The 23,748-nt window shown below is 64.4% G+C and carries 21 protein-coding genes and 3 tRNA genes; 20 read left to right on the forward strand and 4 right to left on the reverse strand.

Annotated elements, in window-relative coordinates; translation table 11 throughout:
* Positions 1–73: 73 nt before the first annotated feature.
* The 9 genes from ACZK5G_RS07780 (at position 74) to ACZK5G_RS07820 (ending at position 10,230) form a co-directional block, all read left to right on the forward strand.
* Complete coding sequence (locus tag ACZK5G_RS07780) at positions 74–823, forward strand: Fic family protein (protein WP_164079890.1); 750 nt, start codon at positions 74–76, stop codon at positions 821–823.
* A gap of 788 nt (positions 824–1,611) precedes the next feature.
* Entirely contained in the window at positions 1,612–3,000 is a 1,389-nt protein-coding gene (gene ppnN / locus ACZK5G_RS07785) for a nucleotide 5'-monophosphate nucleosidase PpnN (protein WP_478465923.1), read from the forward strand.
* 161 nt (positions 3,001–3,161) lie between these two features.
* Positions 3,162–3,677 (forward strand): GspH/FimT family pseudopilin, encoded by a 516-nt coding sequence (locus ACZK5G_RS07790; protein ID WP_164079891.1) that lies wholly within the window; start codon positions 3,162–3,164, stop codon positions 3,675–3,677.
* Complete coding sequence (gene pilV, locus ACZK5G_RS07795) at positions 3,674–4,147, forward strand: type IV pilus modification protein PilV (protein WP_164079892.1); 474 nt, start codon at positions 3,674–3,676, stop codon at positions 4,145–4,147. The genes ACZK5G_RS07790 and pilV overlap by 4 nt, the downstream gene beginning before the upstream one ends.
* Positions 4,148–4,149: 2 nt before the next feature.
* A complete protein-coding gene (locus ACZK5G_RS07800) occupies positions 4,150–5,310 on the forward strand; it encodes a PilW family protein (RefSeq protein WP_478445871.1) in 1,161 nt (386 codons plus the stop codon).
* Positions 5,311–5,312: 2 nt separating this feature from the next.
* Positions 5,313–5,831 carry a pilus assembly PilX family protein gene (locus ACZK5G_RS07805; RefSeq protein ID WP_478465925.1) on the forward strand — a complete coding sequence of 173 codons (519 nt, stop codon included), beginning with the start codon at positions 5,313–5,315 and terminating at the stop codon, positions 5,829–5,831.
* 11 nt (positions 5,832–5,842) lie between these two features.
* On the forward strand, positions 5,843–9,613 hold the full coding sequence (locus ACZK5G_RS07810) for a pilus assembly protein (RefSeq protein WP_164079895.1): 3,771 nt from the start codon (positions 5,843–5,845) through the stop codon (positions 9,611–9,613).
* Between the two features lie 38 nt (positions 9,614–9,651).
* Entirely contained in the window at positions 9,652–10,074 is a 423-nt protein-coding gene (locus tag ACZK5G_RS07815) for a type IV pilin protein (RefSeq protein WP_164079896.1), read from the forward strand.
* 79 nt (positions 10,075–10,153) lie between these two features.
* Positions 10,154–10,230, forward strand: a tRNA-Asn gene (locus ACZK5G_RS07820).
* A 48-nt stretch (positions 10,231–10,278) separates the two neighbouring features.
* On the opposite strand, the gene ACZK5G_RS07825 is transcribed toward ACZK5G_RS07820, so the two are convergent.
* Positions 10,279–10,773, reverse strand: a complete 495-nt coding sequence (locus ACZK5G_RS07825; protein WP_478445635.1) for a GspH/FimT family pseudopilin — start codon at positions 10,771–10,773, stop codon at positions 10,279–10,281.
* Positions 10,774–10,943: 170 nt separating this feature from the next.
* Here ACZK5G_RS07825 and uvrB point away from each other — a divergent pair, with 170 nt between their 5' ends.
* The 3 genes from uvrB (at position 10,944) to ACZK5G_RS07840 (ending at position 13,323) form a co-directional block, all read left to right on the forward strand.
* A complete protein-coding gene (gene uvrB / locus ACZK5G_RS07830; protein WP_032128896.1) occupies positions 10,944–12,968 on the forward strand; it encodes an excinuclease ABC subunit UvrB in 2,025 nt (674 codons plus the stop codon).
* A gap of 107 nt (positions 12,969–13,075) precedes the next feature.
* Positions 13,076–13,150, forward strand: a tRNA-Val gene (locus ACZK5G_RS07835).
* A gap of 98 nt (positions 13,151–13,248) precedes the next feature.
* Positions 13,249–13,323 (forward strand) — tRNA-Val (locus ACZK5G_RS07840).
* A 98-nt stretch (positions 13,324–13,421) separates the two neighbouring features.
* Here ACZK5G_RS07840 and ACZK5G_RS07845 read toward each other — a convergent pair.
* On the reverse strand, positions 13,422–13,754 hold the full coding sequence (locus ACZK5G_RS07845) for a hypothetical protein (protein WP_121503791.1): 333 nt from the start codon (positions 13,752–13,754) through the stop codon (positions 13,422–13,424).
* 182 nt (positions 13,755–13,936) lie between these two features.
* Between ACZK5G_RS07845 and ACZK5G_RS07850 the strand changes: the two genes are divergently transcribed.
* Positions 13,937–14,077, forward strand: coding sequence for a hypothetical protein (locus ACZK5G_RS07850; protein WP_165929929.1), 141 nt, complete (start codon positions 13,937–13,939; stop codon positions 14,075–14,077).
* Between the two features lie 44 nt (positions 14,078–14,121).
* Here ACZK5G_RS07850 and ACZK5G_RS07855 read toward each other — a convergent pair whose 3' ends face one another.
* On the reverse strand, positions 14,122–14,406 hold the full coding sequence (locus ACZK5G_RS07855; RefSeq protein WP_032128898.1) for a hypothetical protein: 285 nt from the start codon (positions 14,404–14,406) through the stop codon (positions 14,122–14,124).
* A 30-nt stretch (positions 14,407–14,436) separates the two neighbouring features.
* Positions 14,437–15,204 carry a MipA/OmpV family protein gene (locus ACZK5G_RS07860; protein ID WP_049412592.1) on the reverse strand — a complete coding sequence of 256 codons (768 nt, stop codon included), beginning with the start codon at positions 15,202–15,204 and terminating at the stop codon, positions 14,437–14,439.
* A 145-nt stretch (positions 15,205–15,349) separates the two neighbouring features.
* Here ACZK5G_RS07860 and ACZK5G_RS07865 point away from each other — a divergent pair, with 145 nt between their 5' ends.
* The 7 genes from ACZK5G_RS07865 to lpxK are packed head-to-tail and all read left to right on the forward strand — an operon-like array spanning position 15,350 to position 23,689.
* Entirely contained in the window at positions 15,350–16,021 is a 672-nt protein-coding gene (locus tag ACZK5G_RS07865; RefSeq protein WP_032128900.1) for a response regulator transcription factor, read from the forward strand.
* A gap of 1 nt (position 16,022) precedes the next feature.
* Positions 16,023–17,375: a sensor histidine kinase gene (locus tag ACZK5G_RS07870; protein WP_049462677.1), complete on the forward strand. Its 1,353-nt coding sequence runs from the start codon at positions 16,023–16,025 to the stop codon at positions 17,373–17,375.
* Between the two features lie 58 nt (positions 17,376–17,433).
* Complete coding sequence (locus ACZK5G_RS07875) at positions 17,434–19,833, forward strand: DNA internalization-related competence protein ComEC/Rec2 (protein ID WP_478465927.1); 2,400 nt, start codon at positions 17,434–17,436, stop codon at positions 19,831–19,833.
* 3 nt (positions 19,834–19,836) lie between these two features.
* On the forward strand, positions 19,837–20,499 hold the full coding sequence (locus ACZK5G_RS07880; RefSeq protein ID WP_019337175.1) for a MotA/TolQ/ExbB proton channel family protein: 663 nt from the start codon (positions 19,837–19,839) through the stop codon (positions 20,497–20,499).
* Between the two features lie 3 nt (positions 20,500–20,502).
* Positions 20,503–20,925 (forward strand): ExbD/TolR family protein, encoded by a 423-nt coding sequence (locus ACZK5G_RS07885; RefSeq protein WP_032128903.1) that lies wholly within the window; start codon positions 20,503–20,505, stop codon positions 20,923–20,925.
* The gene (gene msbA / locus ACZK5G_RS07890; RefSeq protein WP_032128904.1) at positions 20,922–22,670 is read left to right on the forward strand and encodes a lipid A export permease/ATP-binding protein MsbA; all 1,749 of its coding nucleotides are present in this window, start codon (positions 20,922–20,924) and stop codon (positions 22,668–22,670) included. Before ACZK5G_RS07885 ends, msbA begins: the two co-directional genes overlap by 4 nt.
* Positions 22,670–23,689 (forward strand): tetraacyldisaccharide 4'-kinase, encoded by a 1,020-nt coding sequence (gene lpxK, locus ACZK5G_RS07895; protein ID WP_032128905.1) that lies wholly within the window; start codon positions 22,670–22,672, stop codon positions 23,687–23,689. Before msbA ends, lpxK begins: the two co-directional genes overlap by 1 nt.
* The last annotated feature ends 59 nt before the right edge of the window (positions 23,690–23,748 follow it).

The raw sequence follows: 23,748 nt of genomic DNA on the forward strand, positions 1-23,748 counted from the left end.
TTCTTTTTTGAGATGGACAAGTAATTTTCTGTTCGATATAAGTGACCGGTGTGGTTCCCCATGGAAGGCGGAAATGAAGGTCAGGTACGGATTGCCGGAGTCGTCCATAGCAGGGTTGCAGGATTGTAAATTTGCACTGCCGGAGAATGCTCCTGATCATTGCTCGAGTCGACGCCTGAGAGAGCTGTTCGCTCGTGTGCTTTCATGTCGAATGCGGTTTTGTCCGAGCTGTCGTTCTGCAGATGATCATTTCCTGCGCTGTCGCCGAGGTGCTGAATACCTTAAGTCTGCAGGAAAGTGCAACATCCTGAGTATGCACGCTCGTTCACTTCTCTTCATTCACGCTAGATTTTCCAGTGGTGCTGTGGAACGTGCCGGATTTCGGGTCGGGCGAATATGGGTCGGTCCGAGGGATGTACCTCAGAGCTTCGTTGCAGCACATATCGATGTTCAATCACATCTGTCTCGAATTATTGGTGCCACTGAAAAAATGGCGCCAATCGTTCGGCTGTATGCGCTGCTGTTGACAGTCAACATCATTCATCCGTTCGAGGATGGAAATGGTCGATTGATGCGAGCGATTGCGTTCGTCTTTTCGATCCACTATCACTGTGATTTCTTTGCTTTCCTGGCGATCTATATAAAGGTCATGCAAAGAGAATTTGTTCACGCGATCGAACTGGCCGCTGATGGTGCGCCAGGTGCCCTGGAGGAGTTCAATTGTGCTGCGCTCGAACTCTTCGAGCGGTTGAGCGTGAATCCGGGTGGGTTGGAGGAGTGGGGGCGCGGAGTCCTGCTTGGAAGGATTCTGGCCGAGCCGTGAAGTTGCAATGTGTAGAAGTGGACGTCCGTAGGTGAAGTGTTCTGAAGTTCAACGTTGGAATCAAAACAAGGATGAGTTGCCATGAAGTTGAGTGTGATCATCGCATCTGTCGTATTTGGTATGGGTATGACTGCGGCATCGAAGGTCAGTGCTTTGGATCCTTGGTGTAATCCAAGCTACTGCCCCCCGACTCCGACCTATCCGGGTGGGGGGGATACGTCCACTTCGGGGCGGAGCGGGGATGCGTTTCTTCTTGTTTCCGGCGCGCACATGAGTTGCGATACCCCGGTGCAGGAGCGATATGCTGCGGTGCTGGCTAGCTTCCTTTCACTGCCTTTGGAATATCGAGTTGACTACTACGAAAACTCGGATAGGGGGGAGTACTTCGTAGCCTATCGTGATATCCCGGAACTCCACGGGAGGCTTGCATATGAATCTTGGAAGATAACTGATCCATCATCATCAGTGCCCATCGATCCTAATCCTGTGCCGATATTTGATTGCAGGAGGTAACCTGGCTTGTATGCATTGATACAGTCCAAGGGCTGAGCCTTCTCTCTGTCGAACGGCCGGGGAAACCCGGCCGTTTTCCGTTCATGCGAAAGTCCTTGCAGGTCACCTGGCATCGGCGTAGCATCCGGAAATGTGCGCGGTGCCAACGCCGCCGATGCGGTCCCGGAAAGGCGAACGCGGGAAGCACACATCCAACGGTCGGGCTTCCCGGCCGTTTTGCTTTTTAAGGGGGTGGCAGTACAGTCGGAAACCTTGAAGGAAGCGAAAAATTGGACATGACCACGAACGAAAAATCAGCCCGTGCACTGCCGGTGCAGGACGCGCGGATCTACCCGCGCGGTGGGCTGGATGTGCTGTCGCGGGCCGAAGTGGCCCGCCTGCGCGATGCGTCTGCCGGCGGTATGCACGAGCTGCTGCGCCGCTGCGCGCTGGCCGTGCTGACCAGCGGCAGTGCCTCTGACGATCCGCGCGCGGCGCGCGATCTGTATCCCGATTTCGACATCCAGGTGGCGCAGCAGGATCGCGGCGTGCGCATCGACCTGGTCAATGCACCGGCGATGGCCTTCGTCGATGGCGAGATCATCCGCGGCGTCGCCGAACTGCTGTTCGCCGTGGTGCGTGACCTGGCCTACATGGCCATCGAGATGGGCCCGGCCTACGCGGCCGAGCTGGAGTCGTCCGAGGGCATCACCAACGCGGTGTTCGGCCTGCTGCGCAATGCGCGCATCCTCAACCCGGGCGACCCGAACCTGGTCGTGTGCTGGGGTGGCCATTCGATCTCGCGCGACGAGTACCTGTACACCAAGCAGGTGGGTTATGAGCTGGGCCTGCGCGGCCTGGACATCTGCACCGGCTGCGGCCCGGGCGCGATGAAGGGCCCGATGAAGGGCGCCACCATTGCCCACGCCAAGCAGCGCCGCACCGTGACGCGCTACATCGGCCTGACCGAGCCGGGCATCATCGCGGCCGAGTCGCCGAACCCGATCGTCAACCACCTTGTGATCATGCCGGACATCGAGAAGCGCCTTGAGGCCTTCGTCCGCATCGGCCACGGCATCATCGTGTTCGCCGGTGGCGTCGGCACCGCCGAGGAAATCCTGTACCTGCTCGGCATCCTGCTGCGCGAGGAAAACAAGGACCTGCCGTTCCCGCTGATCCTGACCGGCCCGACGGTGGCGGCGCCGTACTTCGAGCAGATCGATCGCTTCATCCGCCTGACCTTGGGCGATGCAGCCGCCGAGCGCTACGAGATCGTCATCGGCGACCCGGTGGCGGTGGCAAAGAAGATGGCCAACGGCATCAAGCGCGTGCGTGAGCACCGCCTGGCACAGAAGGACTCGTTCTTCTTCAACTGGTCGATCGAGATTCCGTGGGAGTACCAGCAGCCGTTCGTGCCGACCCACGAGGCAATGGCCGCGCTGGACCTGCACCACGGATGCGCCCCGCACGCGCTGGCGGCCGACCTGCGCCGGGCGTTCTCGGGCATCGTTGCCGGCAACGTGAAGGAAGACGGCATGCGCCGCATCGAGCAGTTCGGGCCGTTCCAGATCCACGGTGACCCGGACATGATGCAGGCCCTGGACGCGCTGCTGCGCGCCTTCGTCGAACAGCGCCGGATGAAGATCTCCGGCGAATACCAGCCCTGCTACCAGGTGCTGGCCTGAGCCTGCGCCGGCGCGATGGGGATCGCGCCGGGACAGGCAGGGGAGGGCGGGCCGTCAAGGCGTTGACGCCCGTCGCCCCGGAATGACCGTTCATCCTGCCGCCGCTTGCCGGTGGCAGGACGATGGCCCATCGTGGCCATCAACACGCTGGGGAGCGTCCAATGTCTTTGCGCCGGCAAAACGGCTTTACGCTGGTTGAGTTGATGGTCACGGTTGCCGTGCTGGCGATCGTGGCCGCGATCGCCTTTCCGAGTTTCCAAGGCACTCTCCGCTCCAATCGGGTTGCGTCGGCAAACAATGAAGTACTGGGCCTGCTCAGCCTGGCGCGGAGCGAGGCAATTCGCAGCAACCGTGGCGGTGGCGTGTGTGGCAGCAGCGACGGCGCGAGCTGTGACGGTAGCTGGTCTGCCGGCATGTTGGCGTTCACTGACACCGATGGTGATGGCACGATGTCCTCCGAGGAAACCGTACTGCGGTTCGTCAGCGGCAGCCCCAAGCTGCAGCTGAGTGGACCGTCGGAAGAGATCGCCTTCGATGGGCGGGGGCGCCGCAGGGCCGCCAGCGATCAGTCGATCCTGCTGGAGCCGGATGTCTGCAGCAAGGGCGCACTGGACAAACGCACTCTTACGGTAAATGCCTCTGGGCAGATCCGCAGCACCAAGGAAACCTGCTCATGAACCCGCGTTCGATCCGTGCACGCCAAGCGGGCGGCTTCACTCTGCTGGAAGTGCTGATTGCAATTATCGTTCTGGCATTCGGCCTGCTGGGATTCGCCCTGCTGCAGACCATGAACGTCCGCTTCGTACAGAGCGCCAACTACCGTACCCAGGCAACCAATCTCGCCTACGACTTGACCGAGCAGATGCGCAGCAACCGCTATCAAGCGGCGTGGTACACCGCCGCGTCGTTTGCGGCAGGCAGCAAAACCGCAGAGAAGGCGTGCGCCGCCGATACCGGCGAAGTCGCTATTGGTGCAAAGATTGAACGTTGGCAATGCCAGGTTGTAAAAGCGCTGGGTGACGATGCCGGCGCCGAGGTGACCTACAAGGGGGGTGTGGTGAACGTGGCGATCACCTGGGGCGACCAGCGCTGGGATCCGGATGATCCGGACAAGGCCACCACCTTCGCTCTGGCGACGGAATTGTGAGCATGACCATGAAACGTCGTACCGCCATGGCTGGTCTATCGCTGGTCGAACTGATGGTCGCGCTGGTGATCAGCCTGGTGTTGATGCTGGGTGTGGTCCAGGTGTTCATTGCCTCACAGACGGCTTCGCGCCTGTCTGAGGGAGCATCCCGCGTTCAGGAGAATGCACGATTCGCGTTGGACTTCCTGGAGCGGGACATCCGAATGGCCGGGCACATGGGCTGTGTCAACGACCAGGCCCATGTAGTAAAGAACCAGGGAGACCCGGTATCGCATCTTGGTGCTACCTCCGGTGCTGGCAGTCCGTTGGATTTCAGTGTTTCCATCCAGGGCTTCGACGCTCCCGGCACGGCTCCCGGCGGCAGTCTGGCGCTAGGCGCGGACTGGTCCGCGCCGCAAGGCCTGCCGGCTGCGATCGCCGGATTGAGCCCGGCACCGGCCGGCGGCAGCGATGTGCTGTTGCTCCGCTTCTTCGCCCCCATGGGGGTGCCGGTCACGGCGATTTCTTCCGATGGCGGCGATGCACTCCTGGACGTGGATAGTGACCACGTCGCGCGCCTGACCAGCGATGGCATCAGCACGCCCACTCTGTTCGGCATCGCCGACTGTGGGCATGCCGATGTGTTCGCAGGCACGTTGAGCGCTGCGCGGGTGACTGCGACCTCTCTGGATCTGTCGCGCTACGTGGCGCAGCCAACCGGGCAGACGATGCTCTATCGCGCCGAGTCGATGGTCTACTACGTGGGTATCAATCCGGAGACGAAACAGCCTGGGCTGCGGCGAGCGCGTGCAGACAGCGATGGGGAGTACAAGATCAATGAAGAGCTGGTGGAAGGCATCGAAAGCCTGCAACTGATGTACGGCCTGGACAACACCGCCAACATCAGCATCAGTGCTCCGCCGGCCGGCAACATCACCCAGCTCGCCGCAGCCGGCGGGGTCAGCACGGATGCCAATGCCGAAGGTGCCGCACAGTGGTTGCGTGTGGGGCAAGTGCAGGTCGGATTGCTGGCGCGCAGCCCATCGCCGTCGTCCTCGGCCCAATCGGCCAATGCGCTATCGGTGCTCGGCGTTGAGTTCACCAACAGTGACAAGCCCGACGGTCGCTACCGCTCCAGTTATGAAGTCTCGATTGCCCTGCGCAATCGCTTGTTCGGAAACTGATCATGGCCCATTTCCAGCGTTCGTTCAGGCCGATCACCGCTCCCCGCCAGCAGCGTGGTGCGGTGCTGTATGTCGCGTTGATCATGCTCATCCTGCTGGCATTGCTGGGTATCGCTGGCATGCAGGTGGCGGGCATGCAGGAGAAGATGGCAGCCAATTACCGAGCCGCCAACCGGGCGTTCCAGAATTCGGAAGGCGTGGTGCGTGCAGCCGAGCGCACGGTGGAACAGATCGCCAATCGCCAGGATGTCGGCGACGAGAGCCTGGTGCAGGCCAGCGATGTGTCGCGGGTCTGCGATGATGGATTCGACCCGGCCGATTGGGCCGTAGAGCGCCGCGACGATACTCGCTCTGCCGTCAATGTAAGGCAGATCGACAGTTGCGTAATTGGTGAATCGGCGCTGGAGATGGGGCGGCCACTGGAAGACATCACGCCGATCTACCAGATCACTGGGTTCGCCACTGACGATGCGGATGCCAGCTCGTCCGCAGTGGTCATCGATACCGTATTCAAACTCTGAGGACGCAGGCCATGGCTTCGCGCAAATTCCGCTTCATGGCCGCAGGTGGCGCCGCACTGGCGCTGGGTGGGGGCTACTTCATCTATACGCTGATGGCGGCCCAGGGCCAGGGCACGCTGGCACAGGCGCCGCTGAACATCCAGGTGCAGACGGCACCGGCTTTCCTGATGGCACTGGATGATTCCGGTTCGATGCTGTGGGAAACGCTGAACAATACTCGTGATGGTGTATATCGCTGGAGCGGGACGAGCTTCTACAGTGGCAGCGTGGCGTACGGCTATGTCGATTTCGGGAACATATATCACTACGTATTCCCGAACTACGGCCGGGATTCGAATCTGGCAGTTCCGCCATTGGATGCCTATGGCTTTGTGCGATCTCCGGATGTCAACGGCTCCTACTTTGATCCTCGCGAGACCTATGATTCGTGGAAAACCGGGCTCACGGGCTCGGCTGCCAATTTCCCAAGTGGTCCGATTGATCCGGCCGCAGCGCCCCTGGATCCGCGACCGGGCACGCCAGACGGCAAGAAGACCGGCACCCTTGACCTCACCGCCGATTCGACAATGAGGTCCATTGTCGTGAGTGGAAAATCCGCAAACTGGCGCTTTCAGTTCTATAGCGGTATGGAACTTCCGAAAGATACGAGGATTGAAGACAATCGGTGCAGCGATATTACCAGCGGAAAAGGCGGAAACAGTAGCGTGAAGGACGGCTTCGCTGTGCTGAATAAGAAGGTGACGCTGAGCAAAAGCTGCAGTGCCGCAATGGTGTTCTATCCGGCCACGTTCTTCCTGGAAAACCCGGCCTCGCTGCCGGCCGATTACGGCTATACCGCATCCCCGGTGGCGGTGACCAACCCAGTTGGCGGGCGTCCGGGTACGCTCTACAAGTATGAGATCAAGCTGGATAACTTCAACAAGGATCAGGCCAAGTTCAACAATGCGATGCGGAACTTCGCCAACTGGTTCAGTCTGTATCGGACCCGTCGCGAAGCCTTGATCGGTGCGGCCACCAATGCGCTGCATGGCACTACGAACCTGCGCGTGGGCTGGTTCCGTATCAACGATCGGCCGGATGATCTGCAGAAGGTCAAGATGCACAACATGACCGACGAGACCGAAAAGTCGAAGTTGCTGTACGACATCATGAGCAGAATGCGAGCCAGTGGCTCCACGCCTAACCGTTCTGCCGCAAAATACCTTGGTCAGCAGTTCCAGCGCACGGATGAAGGGGCGCCTGTGCTGCTGGCTTGCCAGAAGAATGCGGGCATGCTGTTCACTGATGGGTACATCAATGAAAGCGGCAACAATACTCTGATGAAGGACCTGGTGGCGCCTTACTACAAGGGCCCGCTGGTCGAAGACCTTGATAACGGCTCTGTGCCGGTTCCTGCAGAGTGCAGCAGTTCCAGTCCGGACCCGTCATTGGACTGCAACAGAAAACTGCACATGAATTTCTACGGTGTGACGCTGGGTACTCAGGGCAAAGAGTTCGGCGTCAAGTACCTTCCGGATCCGAAGCGCCCCTGGGTGCTCAGCCCCGATCCGTACGTGGTCAAGCCCAATTTCCCGACCACGACGCAGGATCTCAAGCCGGAAGCGGTCGACGAGCTGTGGAACGCGGTATATGACACCCGCGGCGAGATGGTCAACGCCACGCGCCCGGGCGAAATCACCGCTGCCATGCGCCGGATCATCAGCAATGTTGCCCAAGGGGCCACGCCGTCCGGCTCGCGTTCGTTGACGGGGGCTCGTATCGGCGTGGGCTCGCTGTCGGTGGAGCCGTTCTACGAGGCGACCAACAACGGCACCGACTGGTACGGCAGGTTGCATGCCTACTCGCTGAAAGTGGACGACTCAACGCGCAGGATTGTCTCGGAGGAGGCATGGGAAGCGTCGGCGAAGATGCCAGCGGCCGCATCGCGCCGCATCCGCTTCTGGCGCAACGGTGAACTGGTTGATTTCACCGGCAGTAATGTCAGCCTGGCCAACCTGTGCGACAAGTCGGGTGTGATGTATCCGGGCATGCTGATCTGCAGTGCCTCGGAACTGGAAGGGCTCGCCACGGATTCGGCGACCGCCGTGGCGTATCTGCGTGGAGACACAACCAACGAAAAGCGCAGCGGTGGCAAGCTGCGCGACCGTACCACAGTGCTTGGGGACATCATCACCTCTACGCCGGCCCTGAGCTCGCCGCTCGATGACTACGGCTTCCGCCGTCTGCCGGGCGCGATGGGCACCAGTTATGCCGACTACATGGTCACCAAGCGCAATGACCGACGCTACATGGTCTACGCGGCTGCCAACGACGGGATGCTGCACGCCTTTGATGGCGGCATGGGCGCGGATGGCGAGATGGACAGCGATGGTGGCAAGGAGCTGTTTGCCTATATCCCGTCCACGTCGTTGGGTCATATGGGCAATCTGTTGTTGCCCAACGATCCCACCAACCAGAACATCCAGCGCTTCCAGCATCGCTACTACGTCGATGGCCCAGTGACAATCAGCGATACCTATGGCAGCAGCGGTTGGACCACCTCGCTGGTGGGTACGGCCGGCGCAGGTGGCCGCAGCGTGTTCGCGCTGGATGTGTCTGATCCGGCCAGCTTCGGCGGCACCGGCTCGCTGCTATGGGAAATCAGTGATCTCAACGCCGCACTGGATGACGAAGTGCGAGCGAATATCGGCCATGTGCTGGGCAAGCCGGTGATCGTGCCGATGAAGAATGCCGATGGCTCGGTGGGCTTCCGGGCGATCTTTGGCAATGGCTATGAAAGCGAGAGTGGCAAAGCCGTGTTGTTCGTGGTCGACATGGCAGCAGGCAGCACGCCGACCATCCGCATGATCGAGGCGGTCGAGTCGGGTACAGATCTGCCCGCCGGTAGCAATGGGCTGGGCAACATCGTCGTGGTCGATCGTTGGGGCGGGGCTGGACAGAGCGAACGGGTCCGCGATGGTCTTGCCGATACCGTCTATGGTGCTGACAAGCGGGGAGCGGTCTGGAAGTTCGACCTGCGCGCCGACGCGGCACCGACAGTTCCGCTGTTCACCACCGATACTCATGTCGATCGCAGCGACAAGCGGACCTATCGCCAACCGATCACCGGCGGCATGACCGTGACCGCGGGCCCGTCCGGTGGCGTGATGCTGATCTTCGGGACCGGCAGCTTCTCGTACTACGGCGATGAGAACGATGCTGCGGTGCAGGCGCTCTATGGCATCAATGACGTCGAAACCGGGCAGCCCAGTGCCACGTTGACCTCGGCCAATCTGCGTCCGTTCGCGGCACAGTTTGAGAATGACGTTCGTACCCTGCTGCCGGGTACTATCCCGACGCTGAGCCGTGGCTGGACCGTAACGCTGTCCGACAAGGAGCGTGCAGTCGGCAATCCGCGCATCGTTTCCGGGGTGGTCTTCATGCCAACCTATATCCCGTCCGAGGCCAGGGGCTGCTCGGTGGATGGTGCGAACTGGGTGTTTGGCCTGCAGGCCGGCAGTGGCGAAGCGGCAATGTCGCAGGTGCGCTTCGGTGCACCGGATGGCACGTCGCCGGGGGCAGGTACGGCTGGTGTACCCCTGGAAACGGGCGGTAACGCTCCGGTCAGGGATGTCACGACCTCTGTTGTCCCTCGCCTTGCGCCGCCGGATCCGGGTGAGCCAGGGACCCCGCCTCCGACGCCGCCTGGCGAGGCCTGCCTGATGCAGATTTCGGTGGCAGGTGCGAAACCGATGTACTTGCCTTACCCGTGTGGTCGCCAGTCGTGGAGGCAGATCCAGTGAGTGGCATCCGTGCTTCGTCGATCAATGGAGTTGCCGCAATGCACACGACGTTTGCCCCTGGCCGCCTGGCCCGCGGGTTCACTCTCATTGAACTGATGATCGTGGTGGCGGTCGTGGCGATCCTCGCTGCGATTGCTTACCCGAACTACAGCGAACATGTGCGGAAGTCGCGGCGGGCGCAGGCCAAGGCCGACCTGGTGGAGTACGCGCAGCTGGCCGAGCGCTACCACACCGTCAACAACACCTATGTGGGCTTCACCTTCCCGGGCGGCGCGGATTCCATCAACTCTCCTCGTGAGGGTGGTACGGCGGCTTACACCTTGTCCATGGAAGCCGCGCAATCGACGTTTACATTTACGGCGACGGCTGCCAATGCTCAGACCAAAGACAAGTGTGGTGACCTGTCCCTCAACCAGGCCAATGTGAAGACGTCCAAGGGCACGCTGTCCGAATGCTGGTGATGTGGGAAAAGTGCGTCGGCGGTCGTCGTGGACAGGAGTGTTGCACTCTCTGACCGAGGTGATTACAATGCGCCTCCCCGCCCGAATAGCTCAGCCGGTTAGAGCACTTGACTGTTAATCAGGGGGTCGTTGGTTCGAGTCCAACTTCGGGCGCCAAGTTATACGCATCAAAGGCTTGCGGTCATCCGCAGGCCTTTTTTGTTTTCAGCAGGGTCGATCGGTCCTGGTCCGTGTTGATCGGACGCGACCGCTGTTGCTGACGATTATCCGGGAGTGCTCACGGCCGTCCGCGCAGATGCGCAGCGTCAGGTTGGCGCCAGGGCTGCGGCCATCCGGTTGGAAGTAAAGTTGTGGTCGGCCACTGCTGGTGGCTCCCCGGATCTTGATGTTCGGAAAGCCTGTCTGGTGCATCAGAATGGCGTCGGCAGAAGAGGGTGGTTGTCGCCCGCCGATTGCCCTGTAGATGATCCAGCCCTGGCTCCAGTCGTCGCCGCAGTGGTGGCCATCGGTGCTTGCGCAGATGCCGATCAAGGTTCGCCGCATGATCGCCTGGTAGCGCGCAGTAGCGAGTCCGGACTGCAAGTTGATGCGGGTGGCGTCCGCGCGCTGCCGCAACAGCAGGGACTGCAGGGAGGGCCAGCCGGCCGCCAGTAGCACGGCCATCACTGCCACGACCGCCAACAGTTCGACCAGATGCATGCCTCGCGGTGCGGTAGGGCTGGGGAAGGGGAGGTGGCGCATGGGTCCAGCCTCCCTTGTCCAGCTAGGCGCCACCATCAGCCAACGCCGCGCTCACCTGCCCGAAAACCCCTCAGCGGGCCGTCACTCCATGCCCCGTATACTCACTACTCCCGGGAACTGGCACCATCATGAGCGACCGTTTTGAACTCGTCTCGCCGTACTCGCCGGCGGGCGACCAGCCTGATGCCATCGCGAAGCTGACCAGCAACTTCGAAGCGGGCATCGCCAAGCAGACCCTGCTGGGCGTCACCGGCTCGGGCAAGACCTACACCATCGCCAACGTCATCCAGAACGTGCAGAAGCCGACGCTGATCATGGCGCCGAACAAGACGCTGGCGGCGCAGCTGTATGGCGAGTTCAAGGCGTTCTTCCCGCACAACGCGGTGGAGTATTTCGTCAGCTACTACGATTACTACCAGCCGGAAGCCTACGTACCGTCGTCGGACACCTTCATCGAGAAGGACAGTTCGATCAACGAGCACATCGAGCAGATGCGGCTGGCGGCGACCAAAACCCTGTTGTCGCGCCCGGACGCGATCGTGGTGGCGACGGTGTCGGCAATCTATGGCCTGGGTGCGCCGGAAGACTACCTGTCGCTGCGCCTGATCCTGTCCAAGGGCGAGCGCATCGACCAGCGCGACCTGATCAACCACCTCACCCAGCTGCAGTACACGCGCAACGAATACGAGCTGCAGCGCGGTACCTTCCGCGTGCGTGGTGAAGTCATCGACGTGTTCCCGGCCGAGTCGGACAGCGAGGCGCTGCGCCTGGAGCTGTTTGATGGCGAGGTCGAGAAGATCACGTTGTTCGATCCGCTCACCGGCGAGACGCTGCGCAACATGCAGCGCTTCACGGTCTACCCGAAGACCCATTACGCCACCACGCGCGAGCGTGTGCTGGCGGCGATCGAGACGATCAAGGTCGAGCTGAAGGAGCGCCTGGAGCAGCTGTACGCGCAGAACAAGCTGGTGGAGGCGCAGCGCCTGGCGCAGCGTACCCAGTTCGATCTGGAAATGATGGCCGAGGTCGGCTACTGCAACGGCATCGAGAACTACTCCCGGCACCTGACCGGCAAGAACGCCGGCGAACCGCCGCCGACATTGTTCGACTACCTGCCGGCCGACGCGCTGCTGGTGATCGACGAATCGCACGTGACCATTCCGCAGATCGGCGCCATGTTCAAGGGCGACCGTTCGCGCAAGGAGACGCTGGTCGAGTTCGGGTTCCGGCTGCCCTCGGCGCTGGACAACCGGCCGCTGCGCTTCGAGGAGTGGGAAGAGCGCTGCCCCCGCAGCATCTATGTGTCGGCCACGCCAGGCCCCTATGAGTACCGCGAGGCCGGTGACGAGATCACTGAACTGGTCGTACGCCCAACCGGCCTGATCGACCCGGTGGTGGAGATCCGCCCGGTGGGCACCCAGGTTGACGACCTGATGAGCGAGGCCAACGCGCGCATCAAGGCCGGTGACCGTGTGCTGGTCACGACGCTGACCAAGCGCATGGCCGAAAATCTCACCGAATACCTGACTGAGCACGGCATCCGCGTGCGCTACCTGCACTCGGACGTGGACACGGTCGAGCGCGTGGAGATCATCCGTGACCTGCGCCTGGGCAAGTTCGATGTGCTGGTGGGCATCAACCTGCTGCGCGAGGGCCTGGACATGCCCGAGGTGTCTCTGGTGGCGATCCTGGATGCCGACAAGGAGGGCTTCCTGCGCTCGACCGGCTCGCTGATCCAGACCATCGGCCGTGCCGCCCGCAACGTGCGTGGCAAGGCGATCCTATATGCGGACAAGATCACCCGTTCGATGCAGGCGGCGATCGACGAGACCGACCGTCGTCGCGCCAAGCAGGTCGAGTACAACGAGCAGCACGGCATCGTGCCGCGCTCGGTGGCGCGTCCGATCACCGACGTGCTGGAAGGTGCGCGCTCCGATGCGGCCGAGAAGGAAGCAAAGAAGGGCAAGGGCAAGGGCAGGCCCGGCGTTGCCGAGGAAGGGAGTGACTATCGATCGCTCAGCCCGGCCCAGCTGGCGTCCCGTCTCAAGGCGCTGGAGCAGCAGATGTACCAGCACGCCAAGGACCTGGAATTCGAGGATGCCGCCCGCGTGCGTGACCAGATCCGGCAGCTGAAGGAAGCGAGTCTGGGCTGAACGCGGCAGTGCAGCATCTTCTTCACAAAAGTGTTGCGCTTCACGGCCGGCATCCGTAATATACGCGGCCTGCACCGACGCAATCGCGGACGTTCAGAAGCAAAATCGGGCGGTTAGCTCAGCGGTAGAGCACTACCTTGACATGGTAGGGGTCACAGGTTCGAACCCTGTACCGCCCACCACGAAGTCCCTGGAAGGGGGCTGTCGTGAACTGCAAAGCCCGGCCCTGGCGCCGGGTTTTTACGTAGCAAGGCCAGCTTTCGGGCGGCAAGAACAAGATGGGCGGTTAGCTCAGCGGTAGAGCACTACCTTGACATGGTAGGGGTCACAGGTTCGAACCCTGTACCGCCCACCACCTGGCTCCCGGCATTGCCGGTGCAGCGGTGGATCACGACGGAAGCCGGCCTTGTGCCGGCTTTTCTCGTTTCAGGCATCGATCACGGTTCCACATGGTCAGCGTTGCACGACCAGGTCTTCGACGCTGATCATCCGCTGCAGCTTCCAGTGACCGTCCACGCGCTCCCAGAGCTGGGCGACGCGAACCGTCGCACCACGCGTGGGCTGGGCAACGCCGGGTTCGTGTTGCAGGGGCTGGTTGGCCAGCCTCAGGACCCGGTCCTGGCGCAGCCGGTAAAGCAGCAGGGAGGGCGAACCGCAATCCTTTCGTACGACGTCCGGCTGCTGGGTTTCGGCAAGCAGGATCTGGCTGCGAAGGGCCTCTTCAGTGGGCCCGTTGCCAGCGCCGAACAGGCTGGAGAGCAGCAGCATCAGGGCAAGCATCGGCATGGCACGGTGCTCCAGCGGGAAAGTGCACGCAGGCTGGCATGACATGTGGGGTGCTGCAGCCGGCCTGCGACGAAGGCCGGAATTGAACCGCCAAAGACGGCCGGGGGGCGATGAATCCGGGCCGTGCAGGCGTAGACTCCGGTCTACTGCGCAATCGCGCCGTCACTGCAAGGAGCTGCCGCATGAGTGATCACGTTCCGGTTTCCCGGCCCAATCCCATCATCGAACTGCTGTTCGGCGGCAACATGCTGGAGGGTACCTTCAAGGCGGTGATCTGGGTGGCCCTGCTGGCGGCAGTGCTGGCGTGGACCACGTTCCGCTGAGTCTTCCCGCTGCCTGCGGCAGCGGCGGCGTCGCTGGCCTGCGCTCAGGCGCTGAAGGCCTGGCGCAGGCTGCGCAGCGTGGCCTGGCGATGTTCCTTTGCGGTCGCTTCGCCCATCTCCAGTTCCTGCAGGCGCAATCCCACCAGCGTCATCGACAACGCGTAGCCGCGTGCCGCATCGGCAGCACGCGAAAGGCCCAGTGCGCGGCGCGTCAGCGCGTTCACGTGTTCCAGGTCGGGCAGCAGCCCCAGGTAGACGCGCTCGGCGCTGTCCAGGTCGGGGGCACGCAGGATCGCGTGCGCTTCAGCAGCAGGGGAGACGGAGGCCATGGGGGGTCCTTGTCCGTTGCGGGCGCTCGATCAGAACGAGCGCATCAGGGAAACGAAGGCCGACGTCTGCGTACCGCGACGGGCCATCGGGCTGTCCTTTACTGCATCGCCGAACCACTGGTTGGCGACGACGCCGGTCGCGCGCCACTTCGTGCCCAAGGGCGTGCTGACTGCGATCTGCAGGCTCGGTGATGTCGCGCTGCCCGGGTTGTAGGCGGCAAGTCCCGAGCGCAGCGCTTCTTCGTCTGTGATGCCGTAGTAGTAGTCGAGCAGGCGCGCACTGGAGTGCACCACGCCGACCTTGGGCACCCAGGTGAAGCGACCGGCCTGGATCGGATAGCTGTAGTGCAGGCGCGACTCCATGCCACCTCCGTGCCCGGTGACCTCGCGCATCACGCTGGCCTCGACGATGCCCCAGTCGGCGCTGTACTCACCGTTGATGCCGGCCATGGCCGACATCTGCCGGCTGTGCAGGCGACGCAGCTGCGGATCGTTCACGTCGTCGGTCTTGAAGCGCAGCGTGTAGGGCGTGACTGCCGCCGACAGGCGCAGGCCCTCGCGCTTGTACAGGTACATGCCCAGCGAGCCCGGGCTGGCGAAGAAGCGCTCGCCCTGCCAGGCAATGGACGGTACGACCAGCGGCTTGACGTCGTAGTGGGCGTACGCCCCCGAGGTCGCGCCGGCACTGATACCGGCCTGCACGCCCGGGTTCCGGTCGGCGGCGTGGGTGATCAACGGCAGGCCGATGGCAGCGGAGAACAGCAACGGGCGCAGCAGGGTCGGGGACAGCGACGGCATCGATCAACCACTTTGCGGGGGATGGCTGTGCATGGTGCGGGCACAACATTGTCAGAACATTGCGCCTTCGCAACTGGCACACGAAGACGCCCAAACCTGGCGCCAGGCACTATGATCGGCACCGTTTCCGGTAGCCGAGCCCCTGATGCGCATTCTCCTGGTCGAAGACGATCCCGATCTGTCCCGAGCCCTGCAGTCGGGCCTGGAGCGGCAGGGCGTGGTCGCCGACGTGGTCGGCAGCCTGGCCGAAGCCGCGGTTGCGCTGCGCGAGCCGGTGCATCAGCTGATGCTGCTGGACCGTCAGCTGCCCGATGGCGATGGCGTGGCTTTCGTCGCCACCGCACGCGCGCTGCGCCCGAACCTGGCGGTGATCATGCTGACGGCCAAGGGCAGGTTGTCGGACAAGGTCGAGGGCCTGGATGTCGGTGCCGACGACTACCTGGTGAAGCCGGTGGCGATCGAGGAGCTGATGGCGCGGATCCGTGCTGTCTCGCGGCGGCCCTCTGCCATGGTGACACCGAGCCTGCATCTGGGCCGGCTGGAATTCGACTTCGAATCGCTGCAGGCACAGGTGGAGGGCCAACCGCTGGCGCTGCCGCGGCGCCAGGTGCTGGTACTGCAGGCACTGGCGATGCGCCAGGGGCGCACGGTCACCCGCACGGCACTGGAGGCCGCGGTGTACGGCTTCGACGATGAGATCCAGTCCAATGCGCTCGATGCGCACATTTCCAAGCTGCGCAAGGCGCTGCAGCAGGCCGGGGCGGGCGTTGAAATCCATGTGATCCGGGGCGTCGGCTACCTGCTGGCGGAGGCCTGAGATGGCGCGTCCGACACGTCCGATCCGTTCCATCACGCTGGGGTTGGCCTGGCGGTTGTTCCTGGCGCAGGCCTTCACCGTGCTGTTCGCCGTTGTTGCGCTGATCCTGACCTGGGGCGACAAGGACACCTGGGGCATGGACATGTTCATGGCCGAAGCCGTGGCCAAGGCCGTGCACAGTGAAGGCGGGCGGTTGGTGCTGGACCAGGCGCGCTGGAACAAGCTCGACGCCGAGGCCGGGGGCAACCTCTGGTTCGCGGCGGTCGACGACAAGGGTGTCTGGCTGGAACGCGGCACGATTCCGGCGATCCACGCCCCGCTGCTCGCGCGCCTGCCGACGCTGGGTGCCACCGAACTCGGCTCGCTGGTGCCGCCGTACCTGGACGTGGCGCGGGTCATGATCCGCAAGGAGGACGGGCGGCGCATCACGGTGATGGTGGGTGGGGCGCCGAAGGGCGGGTTGCTGGACGGTGCGCTGATGGTGCTGCGCCTGATCGGGCTGTGGTTTTTCCTGCCGCTGATCGTGATCACGCTGCTGGTCATGCCGACCGTGATCCACCGCGCGATGCGCGGCGTGCGCCGCTCCGCACAACAGGCCAAGGAGCTGGATATCGGCCAGCCGGGGGCGCGTCTGGATGCGCAGCTGGTGTCGACCGAGGTCGCACCGCTGGTGGAAGCCTTCAACGACGCGATCGACAAGGTGCAGCAGGGGTATGCCGCGCGTGACAAGTTCCTTGCCGATGCCGCGCACGAACTGCGGGTGCCGATTGCAGTGGTGCAGGCGCGCCTGTCGCAGTTGCCGCAGGGCGAGCTGAAGTCGCAGCTGCTGACCGACGTGGCGCGGCTCGGTAACGTTGCCGAGCACCTGCTTGACCTGCAGCGACTTGATCGTAATGTCGGCGCACTGCAGCGGCTGGATCTGGCGTTGCTGGTGCGCGAAGCGGCCGCCGATCTGGCGCCGCTGGTGGTGGGGGCCGGTTACGGCTTCGAAGTGGATGCACCCGAGATGCCAGTGTGGATCCATGGCGACAGCCTGGCGCTGGGGCGGGTGATCGCCAACCTGGTGCACAACGCCATCGTCCACGGCGGCGGACGCGGCACCATCTGCGTGCGCCTGGATGCACGTGGCCTGCTGGAGGTCAGCGACCAGGGCGCCGGTATTCCGGTGGGCGATCGTGAAGCGATCTTCGAGCCGTTCCATCGTCTGCGCGCAGCGGGTAGTGGCAGTGGCCTGGGCCTGCATCTGGTGAAGGAAATCGTGCAGCATCACGGCGGTTCGGTCAGTGTCGGCGAAGCTGCCGGCGGTGGTGCCAGCTTCCGGGTCAACTTCCATCGCGGTAGCGTCCGCCGCTGACGCCAATACGGGCTAAAGCCCGATAGGCACGCTGCTGCCCCGGCGGCAGGCTGGGGTGATGGTCGCCGAACGATCCGCTCCACCGCTGTTTGGCAGTGGTTGTGCCGCCGGTCTGGTGCTGGGTGCGCTGGCCTGCGTGCAGCTGCCGGTGCTGCCGCCGCTGTGGCTGTGCATGCCGTTGGCCATTGCCAGCGCCACAGGCTGGATCGTGCCTTGGCGCGGCCGCGCCTGGACGGCTGCGCTGTTCGGCCTGTCGTGGGCGGCATTGCACGGACACTGGGTCCTGCAGGGCCAGCTTCCACCCGGAGGGCCCGCGCAGGACGTGCAGGTCCTTGGCCGAGTGGTTGATCTTCCACACAGTGGCCCCGGCTATACCCGTTTCGTGTTGAAGGTCGACGAGGCCGATGCGCTGCCCTCGTTGCGTGGCAAGCGCCTGCAGATCACCTGGAACGACCCGTGGCGCGGATCGCCAGCACACGAGGCGGAGGGCGGGCGCCTCGCGGTTCGTGCGGGATCACATTGGCAGTTGTCGTTGCGCGTGCGCGCGCCACGCTCGCGGATCAATCCTGGCGGCTTCGACGGCGAACGCCATGCATTGCTGCGCGGTATTTCCGGCAATGGCACGGTGCGCGACCCCGGCGCTGCGCGTGAGCGCGCGCCTGCACAGGGCCTGCCGGCCTGGCGCGAGCGCAGCAGTGACGCCATCGCAACGCAGGTGGCACATCCTGCCGCGCGGTTCGTGCAGGCCCTGGCACTGGGCGACACGCGCGGCCTGTCCGATGCCGACTGGGAGCACCTGCGCGCGCTGGGCCTGACCCATCTGGTCGCCATTTCCGGTTTCCACGTTGGCGTGGTGGCTGGCTTGGGCGTACTGCTGTGCCGCGTGTCGTGGTGGCTGTGCCCGGTGCTGGGACGGTTCTGGCCTCGGCCGCAGGCGGCGGCATGGGGTGCGGCGCTGGCCGCAGCCGTCTATGCCGTGGCCGCCGGCGGCGCGCTTCCAACAGTGCGTGCGGCGCTGATGATCGGGCTGGTGGCACTGGCCCGTGCCGGGCGTCGCCCGGTGGGTGCGGGGCAGGGACTGGCCCTGGCCGCGATGGTGATGTTGCTGCCAGCGCCGCTGTCGGTGCTGTCGGCCGGCTTCTGGCTCAGCTTTGGGGGCGTGCTGTGGCTGCTGTGGTGCCTTCCACGGACCGGGCCGGACGGCGTCGGTGGGGGCCTGCGCGGCTTTCTGGCTGCCCAGGGCGTGGCCAGCCTCGGCCTGTTGCCGCTGTGCGTGGCCCTGTTCGGCGGCACCGCGCGCTTGGGGCCGCTAGTCAATCTGCCGATCATTCCGTGGTGGACCCTGCTAGTGGTGCCGTTGTCGCTGCTGGGTACCGGCCTGCACGCGTTGCAGGATGGTGCCGGGCGCTGGGCATGGCGCGCCGCCGCCTGGCTGTTCGAGCTCAGCTGGCAGGCCCTGCAGCCACTGGCGCTGCACCCGCAGGCGATGTGGTGGCTGGCCGAGGCACCGCGCTGGGCGGTGCCGGCGGCATTGGCGGGGGTGTTCTGGTGGCTGCTGCCACGCGGCGCTGGCGGTGGCCTGGCAGGCCTGCTGCTGTGCCTGCCGCTGCTGTGGCCCGCCCGGCATGCACCGGCTGAAGGCGAACTGGAGCTGCTGGTGCACGACGTAGGGCAGGGCACCGCGGTGCTGGTGCGTACGGCGAGGTACGCGCTCTGGTACGACGTGGGGCCGCCGACCGGCGGCGACGGCAACGAACGCATTCTGGTCCCGGCCCTGCGCGCGCTCGGACAGGGGCCGCCCCAGCAGGCGATGCTCAGCCATGACCATCTTGATCACACCGGCAGCCTGCCGAGCCTGCGAAGGCAGCTGCCCGGGCTGCAGCTGCTGGCGCCACCGGGCAGCACCATCGCCGGCGCTGCGCCCTGCCAGCAAGGGATGCAGTGGCAGTGGGACGGAGTTGATTTCCAGGTCCTGCACCCGGCGCCGGGCAGCCGCCAGGCCGAGAATGAAGACAGCTGCGTGCTGCGCGTCGCCAGCCGTCACGGCGTGGTCCTGCTGCCTGGCGATATCGGCCGCCCGGCCGAGCAGGTGTTGCTGCAGGCGTCTCCGGCAGCGCTGAAGGCGGATGTGGTGCTGGTGCCGCACCATGGCAGTGGCGGCAGCTCCAGCGCGCCGTGGGTGGCCGCCGTGGCGCCACGGCTGGCGGTGGTCTCGGCCGGGCACCGCAACCGCTTCGGGCACCCCCGCCAGGACGTGGTCCAGCGCTGGCAGGCGCAAGGGGCGGAAGTGCTGGCCACGGCCGATTCCGGGGCGATCCGCATATGGCTTGGCGCACAAGGGCTGCAGCTGCGTGAACAGCGCATCCACGCATCCCGGTGGTGGGATGCCGCTGGGCGGGCGCGGTCGGCTGCTATCCTATCGCCGATCGAACAAGCGGCCGTTGGGCCGGAGGGTTGAAACGTGTGGGAACTGGTCAAGGCCGGTGGCTGGCCGATGGTGCCGCTGCTGCTGTTGGGCGTACTGGCTTTGGCGATCATCCTGGAGCGTTTCTGGTCCCTGCGACGTACTGAAGTGCTGCCGCCCGGCCTCGGCCAGGAAGTGCGCAACTGGGCGGCACGCGGCAAGCTCGACCCGGCCCACCTGCAGACCCTGCGGGCGAACTCGCCGCTGGGCGCGCTGCTGGCCGCCGCGCTGGAAGCGCGCAACCGTCCGCGTGACCAGATCCGCGAGCGCATCGAAGACACCGGCCGCCACCTGGTGCACCGCATGGAGCGTTTCCTCAACGCGCTGGGCACCATCGCATCGGCCGGGCCGCTGCTGGGCCTGCTGGGTACTGTGATCGGCATGATCCAGATGTTCCTGGGCATCCTCGACCATGGCGTGGGTGATGTGAACCAGCTGGCCGGTGGTATCGGCAAGGCGCTGGTGTGCACCGCCACCGGCATGATCGTCGCCATTCCAGCACTGATGTTCCACCGCTACTTCAAGGGCCGTATCCACGGTTACGTGGTAGAGATGGAGCAGGAAGCCAGCGCGCTGCTGGATACGCTGGATGGCCGCCCCGGCGTGATGAACCCTGCTGCTGCCACGCGCCCGGCCGGCGCGGCCACGGCGAAGGCCTGATCGATGCGTATCGGCAACGACCGATCCCAGGATGAGCCGCATATCGACCTGGTGCCACTGATCGACGTCATCCTGGTGCTGATCATCTTCTTCGTGGTCACCACCACCTTCGATGCGCGCTCGACACTCCAGGTGGAGCTGCCTACGGCCAGCCAGCAGCCCAGCAATGAGCCGCCGCGCTCGTTGAGCGTGCTGATCAACGCCGAAGGCCGCTACTTCATCAATGACCAGGAAGTGCTGCGCAGCGACGTCGAGTCGGTCAAGCAGACCATCGCGGCCGTTGCCGGCAGCGACCGTACCCAGCCGGTGCTGTTGCGTGCCGATGCCCGCACGCCCTATCAGGCCGTGGTGACCGCGCAGGATGCGCTGGGTCAGCTCGGCTTCCGCCGTATTGCCATTGCAACAGCACCCGAGGTGCGTCCATGAGTTCCAAACACGCGCCGGTGTGGCCGATCTACAAACGTCTGCTGGGATACACCCGTGCCTACTGGGGCATGATGGTCGCCGCCGTCATCGCCATGGCGGTGGAGTCGGTAGCCGGCTACCACTTCACCAAGCTGATGGAGCCGCTGGTCAACCGTGGCTTCGTCAATCCCGAACCGAAAATGGCGGTGATCCTGCCGCTGACCATCCTTGGCCTGTTCCTGATGCGCAGCGCCGCCACCTGGGTGAGCGACTACGCGCTGGCCAAGACCGGTCGCAGCGTGGTGCGCGACCTGCGTGAACAGGTGCTGGCCAAGTACCTGCACCTGCCGTCCTCGCATTTCGATACCGAATCGACGCCGGTGATGGTCAGCCGCCTCAACTTCGATACCGAGCAGGTCACCCAGGCCAGCGCCGATGCGCTCAAGACCGTGGTTGCCGACACCCTGACCATCATCGCCATGCTGGCGGTGATGCTGCAGATGAGTGTCAAGGTGACCGTGGCCATGCTGGTGGTGGTGCCGATGATCGGCGTGATCGTGTCTTACGTGGGCAAGCGCTACCGGCGCATCAGCCGCGGTATCCAGGACGGCATGGGCACGATGGCGCAGACCGCCGAGCAGTCATTGGCGGCCCAGCAGGAAGTGAAGGTGCACGGCACCCAGCAGCATGAGATGTCGCGCTACTCGCGCCTGGCCAACCGCATGCTGGCGCTGAACATGAAGGTGGAAATCACCCGTGCCGGTGCCTCCAGCGTGGTCCAGTTCCTGGCCGCGCTGGCGCTGGCGGTGATCGTCTGGGTGTCGACCCGTGAAGCACTGGCAGGGCGCCTCAATGCCGGCCAGTTCATGGGCCTGATGATCTCGATGACGGCGATCATCCCGTCGCTGCGCCGCCTGACCAGCGTGCAGTCCTCGATCTCCCGCGGTGTGTCCGCCGCCGAGCGCCTGTTCGACATCCTCGACATGCCGGTCGAGCGCGACGAAGGCCGCAACACGGTGCAGCGCGTGCGTGGCGAACTGGCCTTCGAGCACGTCATGCTGCGTTACCGCGAAGACAGTGGCATCGCCCTGGACGACATCAGCTTCGTGGCCAAGCCGGGTACGGTCACCGCCATCGTTGGTCGATCCGGCAGCGGCAAGACCAGCCTGATCCGGCTGGTGCCGCGCTTCTACGAACCCAGCGGCGGGCGCATCACCCTCGACGGGGTGGCACTGGACGACTATCCGCTGGCCGACCTGCGTCGCCAGGTGGCGATGGTCGGGCAGAAGGTCATGTTGTTCGACGACACCATCGGCGCCAACATCGCCTATGGCATGGACGCGACGGATGAACAGATCCGAGCGGCAGCTGAAGCCGCGAATGCCTGGGAGTTCATCGCACGCATGCCGCAGCAGCTGCAGACCCCGGTGGGCGAGAACGGCGCGCTGCTGTCTGGTGGCCAGCGCCAGCGCCTGGCGATCGCCCGTGCGATCCTGCGCGACGCGCCGATCCTGATCCTCGATGAAGCCACCGCAGCGCTGGACAACGAATCGGAGCGCCTGGTGCAGGACGCGCTGCAGCGATTGATGCCCGAGCGCACCACGCTGGTCATCGCGCATCGCCTGTCGACCATCGAGCATGCAGACCAGGTGCTGGTGATGGACCACGGTCGCATCGTCGAGCGCGGTACCCACAAGGAGCTGCTCACCATGGGTGGCCTGTACCAGCATCTGCACAGCATGCAGTTCCGCGAAAGGCAGGACTGATGGCCGGCAAGGGTACCCAGACCCCGCCGTACTGGTACGACGGCACCCCGGTTCCGTGGGCAATGCGCCTGCTGGCGCCGCTGTATGCCGGCGTCACCGCGCTGCGCCGGCGCGCCTATCGGCGTGGCTGGCGCAAGCGCTACACGCTGCCGGTGCCGGTCATCGTGGTTGGCAACATCACCGCCGGTGGAACTGGCAAGACGCCGCTGACCATCGCGCTGGTGGAGCGCCTGCGCGCCGCCGGTTGGAAGCCGGGCGTGGCCAGTCGTGGCTACGGCCGCGAAGATGCCGACAAGCCGCTGTGGGTCAAGGCCGATACGCCGACCGCCAAGGGTGGCGACGAGCCGGTGCTGATTGCCTGGAAGACCGGCGTGCCGGTGCGCGTGGACAGTGATCGTGTTGCAGCCGGCAAGGCGCTGATCGAGGCCGGCTGCGATGTGATCGTCTGCGACGACGGCCTGCAGCACTACCGGCTGGCGCGGGACATCGAGATCGAAGTGGTCGATGCGCAGCGCCGCTACGGCAATGGCCGGATGATTCCGGCCGGGCCGCTGCGTGAGCCGGTCAGCCGCGCCAGCGAGTGCGATTTCCGCGTGGTCAACCTCGGCCAGGCCGATGAGGAGACTGCAGCACAGGCCTGCGGCTTCGGCCAGTGGCCGATGGCCCTGCACATCGACAGCGCACAACCGCTGGCCGGTGGCCGTGCCCGTCCGCTGTCGTATTTCAAGGGCCAGCGTGTGCACGCCGTGGCCGGCATCGCCCACCCGCAGCGCTTCTTCGACATGCTGCGCGCGCGTGGCATCGGCGTCGTGCCGCACGCCTTCGCTGACCATCAGGCCTATCAGCCGCAGGACCTGTCCTTTGGCAGCCAGCTGCCGGTGCTGATGACCGAGAAGGACGCGGTGAAATGCCGCGCGTTCGGCAATGACTGGCACTACGCGGTCCCGCTGCGCGCCGAGCTGCCTGCCGCATTCTGGGTGGCGCTGACCGACCGCCTGGACAAGCTGCGACCGAACTGAGTGGCGCGGCGGCGCTTGCATTCATGCGCCGCCGGCCGCATTCCCGTTGTAACGAGCCT

This window comes from Stenotrophomonas sp. 62841_Sma (assembly GCF_056482945.1).

Excerpts from the sequence above, each read along its gene's own strand:
- ACZK5G_RS07860 (WP_049412592.1), bottom strand. The coding sequence starts at position 15,204 with ATGCCGTCGCTGTCCCCGACCCTGCTGCGCCCGTTGCTGTTCTCCGCT.
- pilV (WP_164079892.1), top strand. The coding sequence starts at position 3,674 with ATGAACCCGCGTTCGATCCGTGCACGCCAAGCGGGCGGCTTCACTCTG.
- ACZK5G_RS07845 (WP_121503791.1), bottom strand. The coding sequence starts at position 13,754 with ATGCCGATGCTTGCCCTGATGCTGCTGCTCTCCAGCCTGTTCGGCGCT.
- ACZK5G_RS07855 (WP_032128898.1), bottom strand. The coding sequence starts at position 14,406 with ATGGCCTCCGTCTCCCCTGCTGCTGAAGCGCACGCGATCCTGCGTGCC.
- ACZK5G_RS07800 (WP_478445871.1), top strand. The coding sequence starts at position 4,150 with ATGACCATGAAACGTCGTACCGCCATGGCTGGTCTATCGCTGGTCGAA.
- lpxK (WP_032128905.1), top strand. The coding sequence starts at position 22,670 with ATGGCCGGCAAGGGTACCCAGACCCCGCCGTACTGGTACGACGGCACC.
- ACZK5G_RS07810 (WP_164079895.1), top strand. The coding sequence starts at position 5,843 with ATGGCTTCGCGCAAATTCCGCTTCATGGCCGCAGGTGGCGCCGCACTG.
- ACZK5G_RS07885 (WP_032128903.1), top strand. The coding sequence starts at position 20,503 with ATGCGTATCGGCAACGACCGATCCCAGGATGAGCCGCATATCGACCTG.
- msbA (WP_032128904.1), top strand. The coding sequence starts at position 20,922 with ATGAGTTCCAAACACGCGCCGGTGTGGCCGATCTACAAACGTCTGCTG.
- ACZK5G_RS07865 (WP_032128900.1), top strand. The coding sequence starts at position 15,350 with ATGCGCATTCTCCTGGTCGAAGACGATCCCGATCTGTCCCGAGCCCTG.
- ACZK5G_RS07780 (WP_164079890.1), top strand. The coding sequence starts at position 74 with ATGAAGGTCAGGTACGGATTGCCGGAGTCGTCCATAGCAGGGTTGCAG.
- ACZK5G_RS07805 (WP_478465925.1), top strand. The coding sequence starts at position 5,313 with ATGGCCCATTTCCAGCGTTCGTTCAGGCCGATCACCGCTCCCCGCCAG.
- ACZK5G_RS07870 (WP_049462677.1), top strand. The coding sequence starts at position 16,023 with ATGGCGCGTCCGACACGTCCGATCCGTTCCATCACGCTGGGGTTGGCC.
- uvrB (WP_032128896.1), top strand. The coding sequence starts at position 10,944 with ATGAGCGACCGTTTTGAACTCGTCTCGCCGTACTCGCCGGCGGGCGAC.
- ACZK5G_RS07815 (WP_164079896.1), top strand. The coding sequence starts at position 9,652 with ATGCACACGACGTTTGCCCCTGGCCGCCTGGCCCGCGGGTTCACTCTC.
- ppnN (WP_478465923.1), top strand. The coding sequence starts at position 1,612 with ATGACCACGAACGAAAAATCAGCCCGTGCACTGCCGGTGCAGGACGCG.
- ACZK5G_RS07790 (WP_164079891.1), top strand. The coding sequence starts at position 3,162 with ATGTCTTTGCGCCGGCAAAACGGCTTTACGCTGGTTGAGTTGATGGTC.
- ACZK5G_RS07850 (WP_165929929.1), top strand. The coding sequence starts at position 13,937 with ATGAGTGATCACGTTCCGGTTTCCCGGCCCAATCCCATCATCGAACTG.
- ACZK5G_RS07875 (WP_478465927.1), top strand. The coding sequence starts at position 17,434 with ATGGTCGCCGAACGATCCGCTCCACCGCTGTTTGGCAGTGGTTGTGCC.
- ACZK5G_RS07825 (WP_478445635.1), bottom strand. The coding sequence starts at position 10,773 with ATGCATCTGGTCGAACTGTTGGCGGTCGTGGCAGTGATGGCCGTGCTA.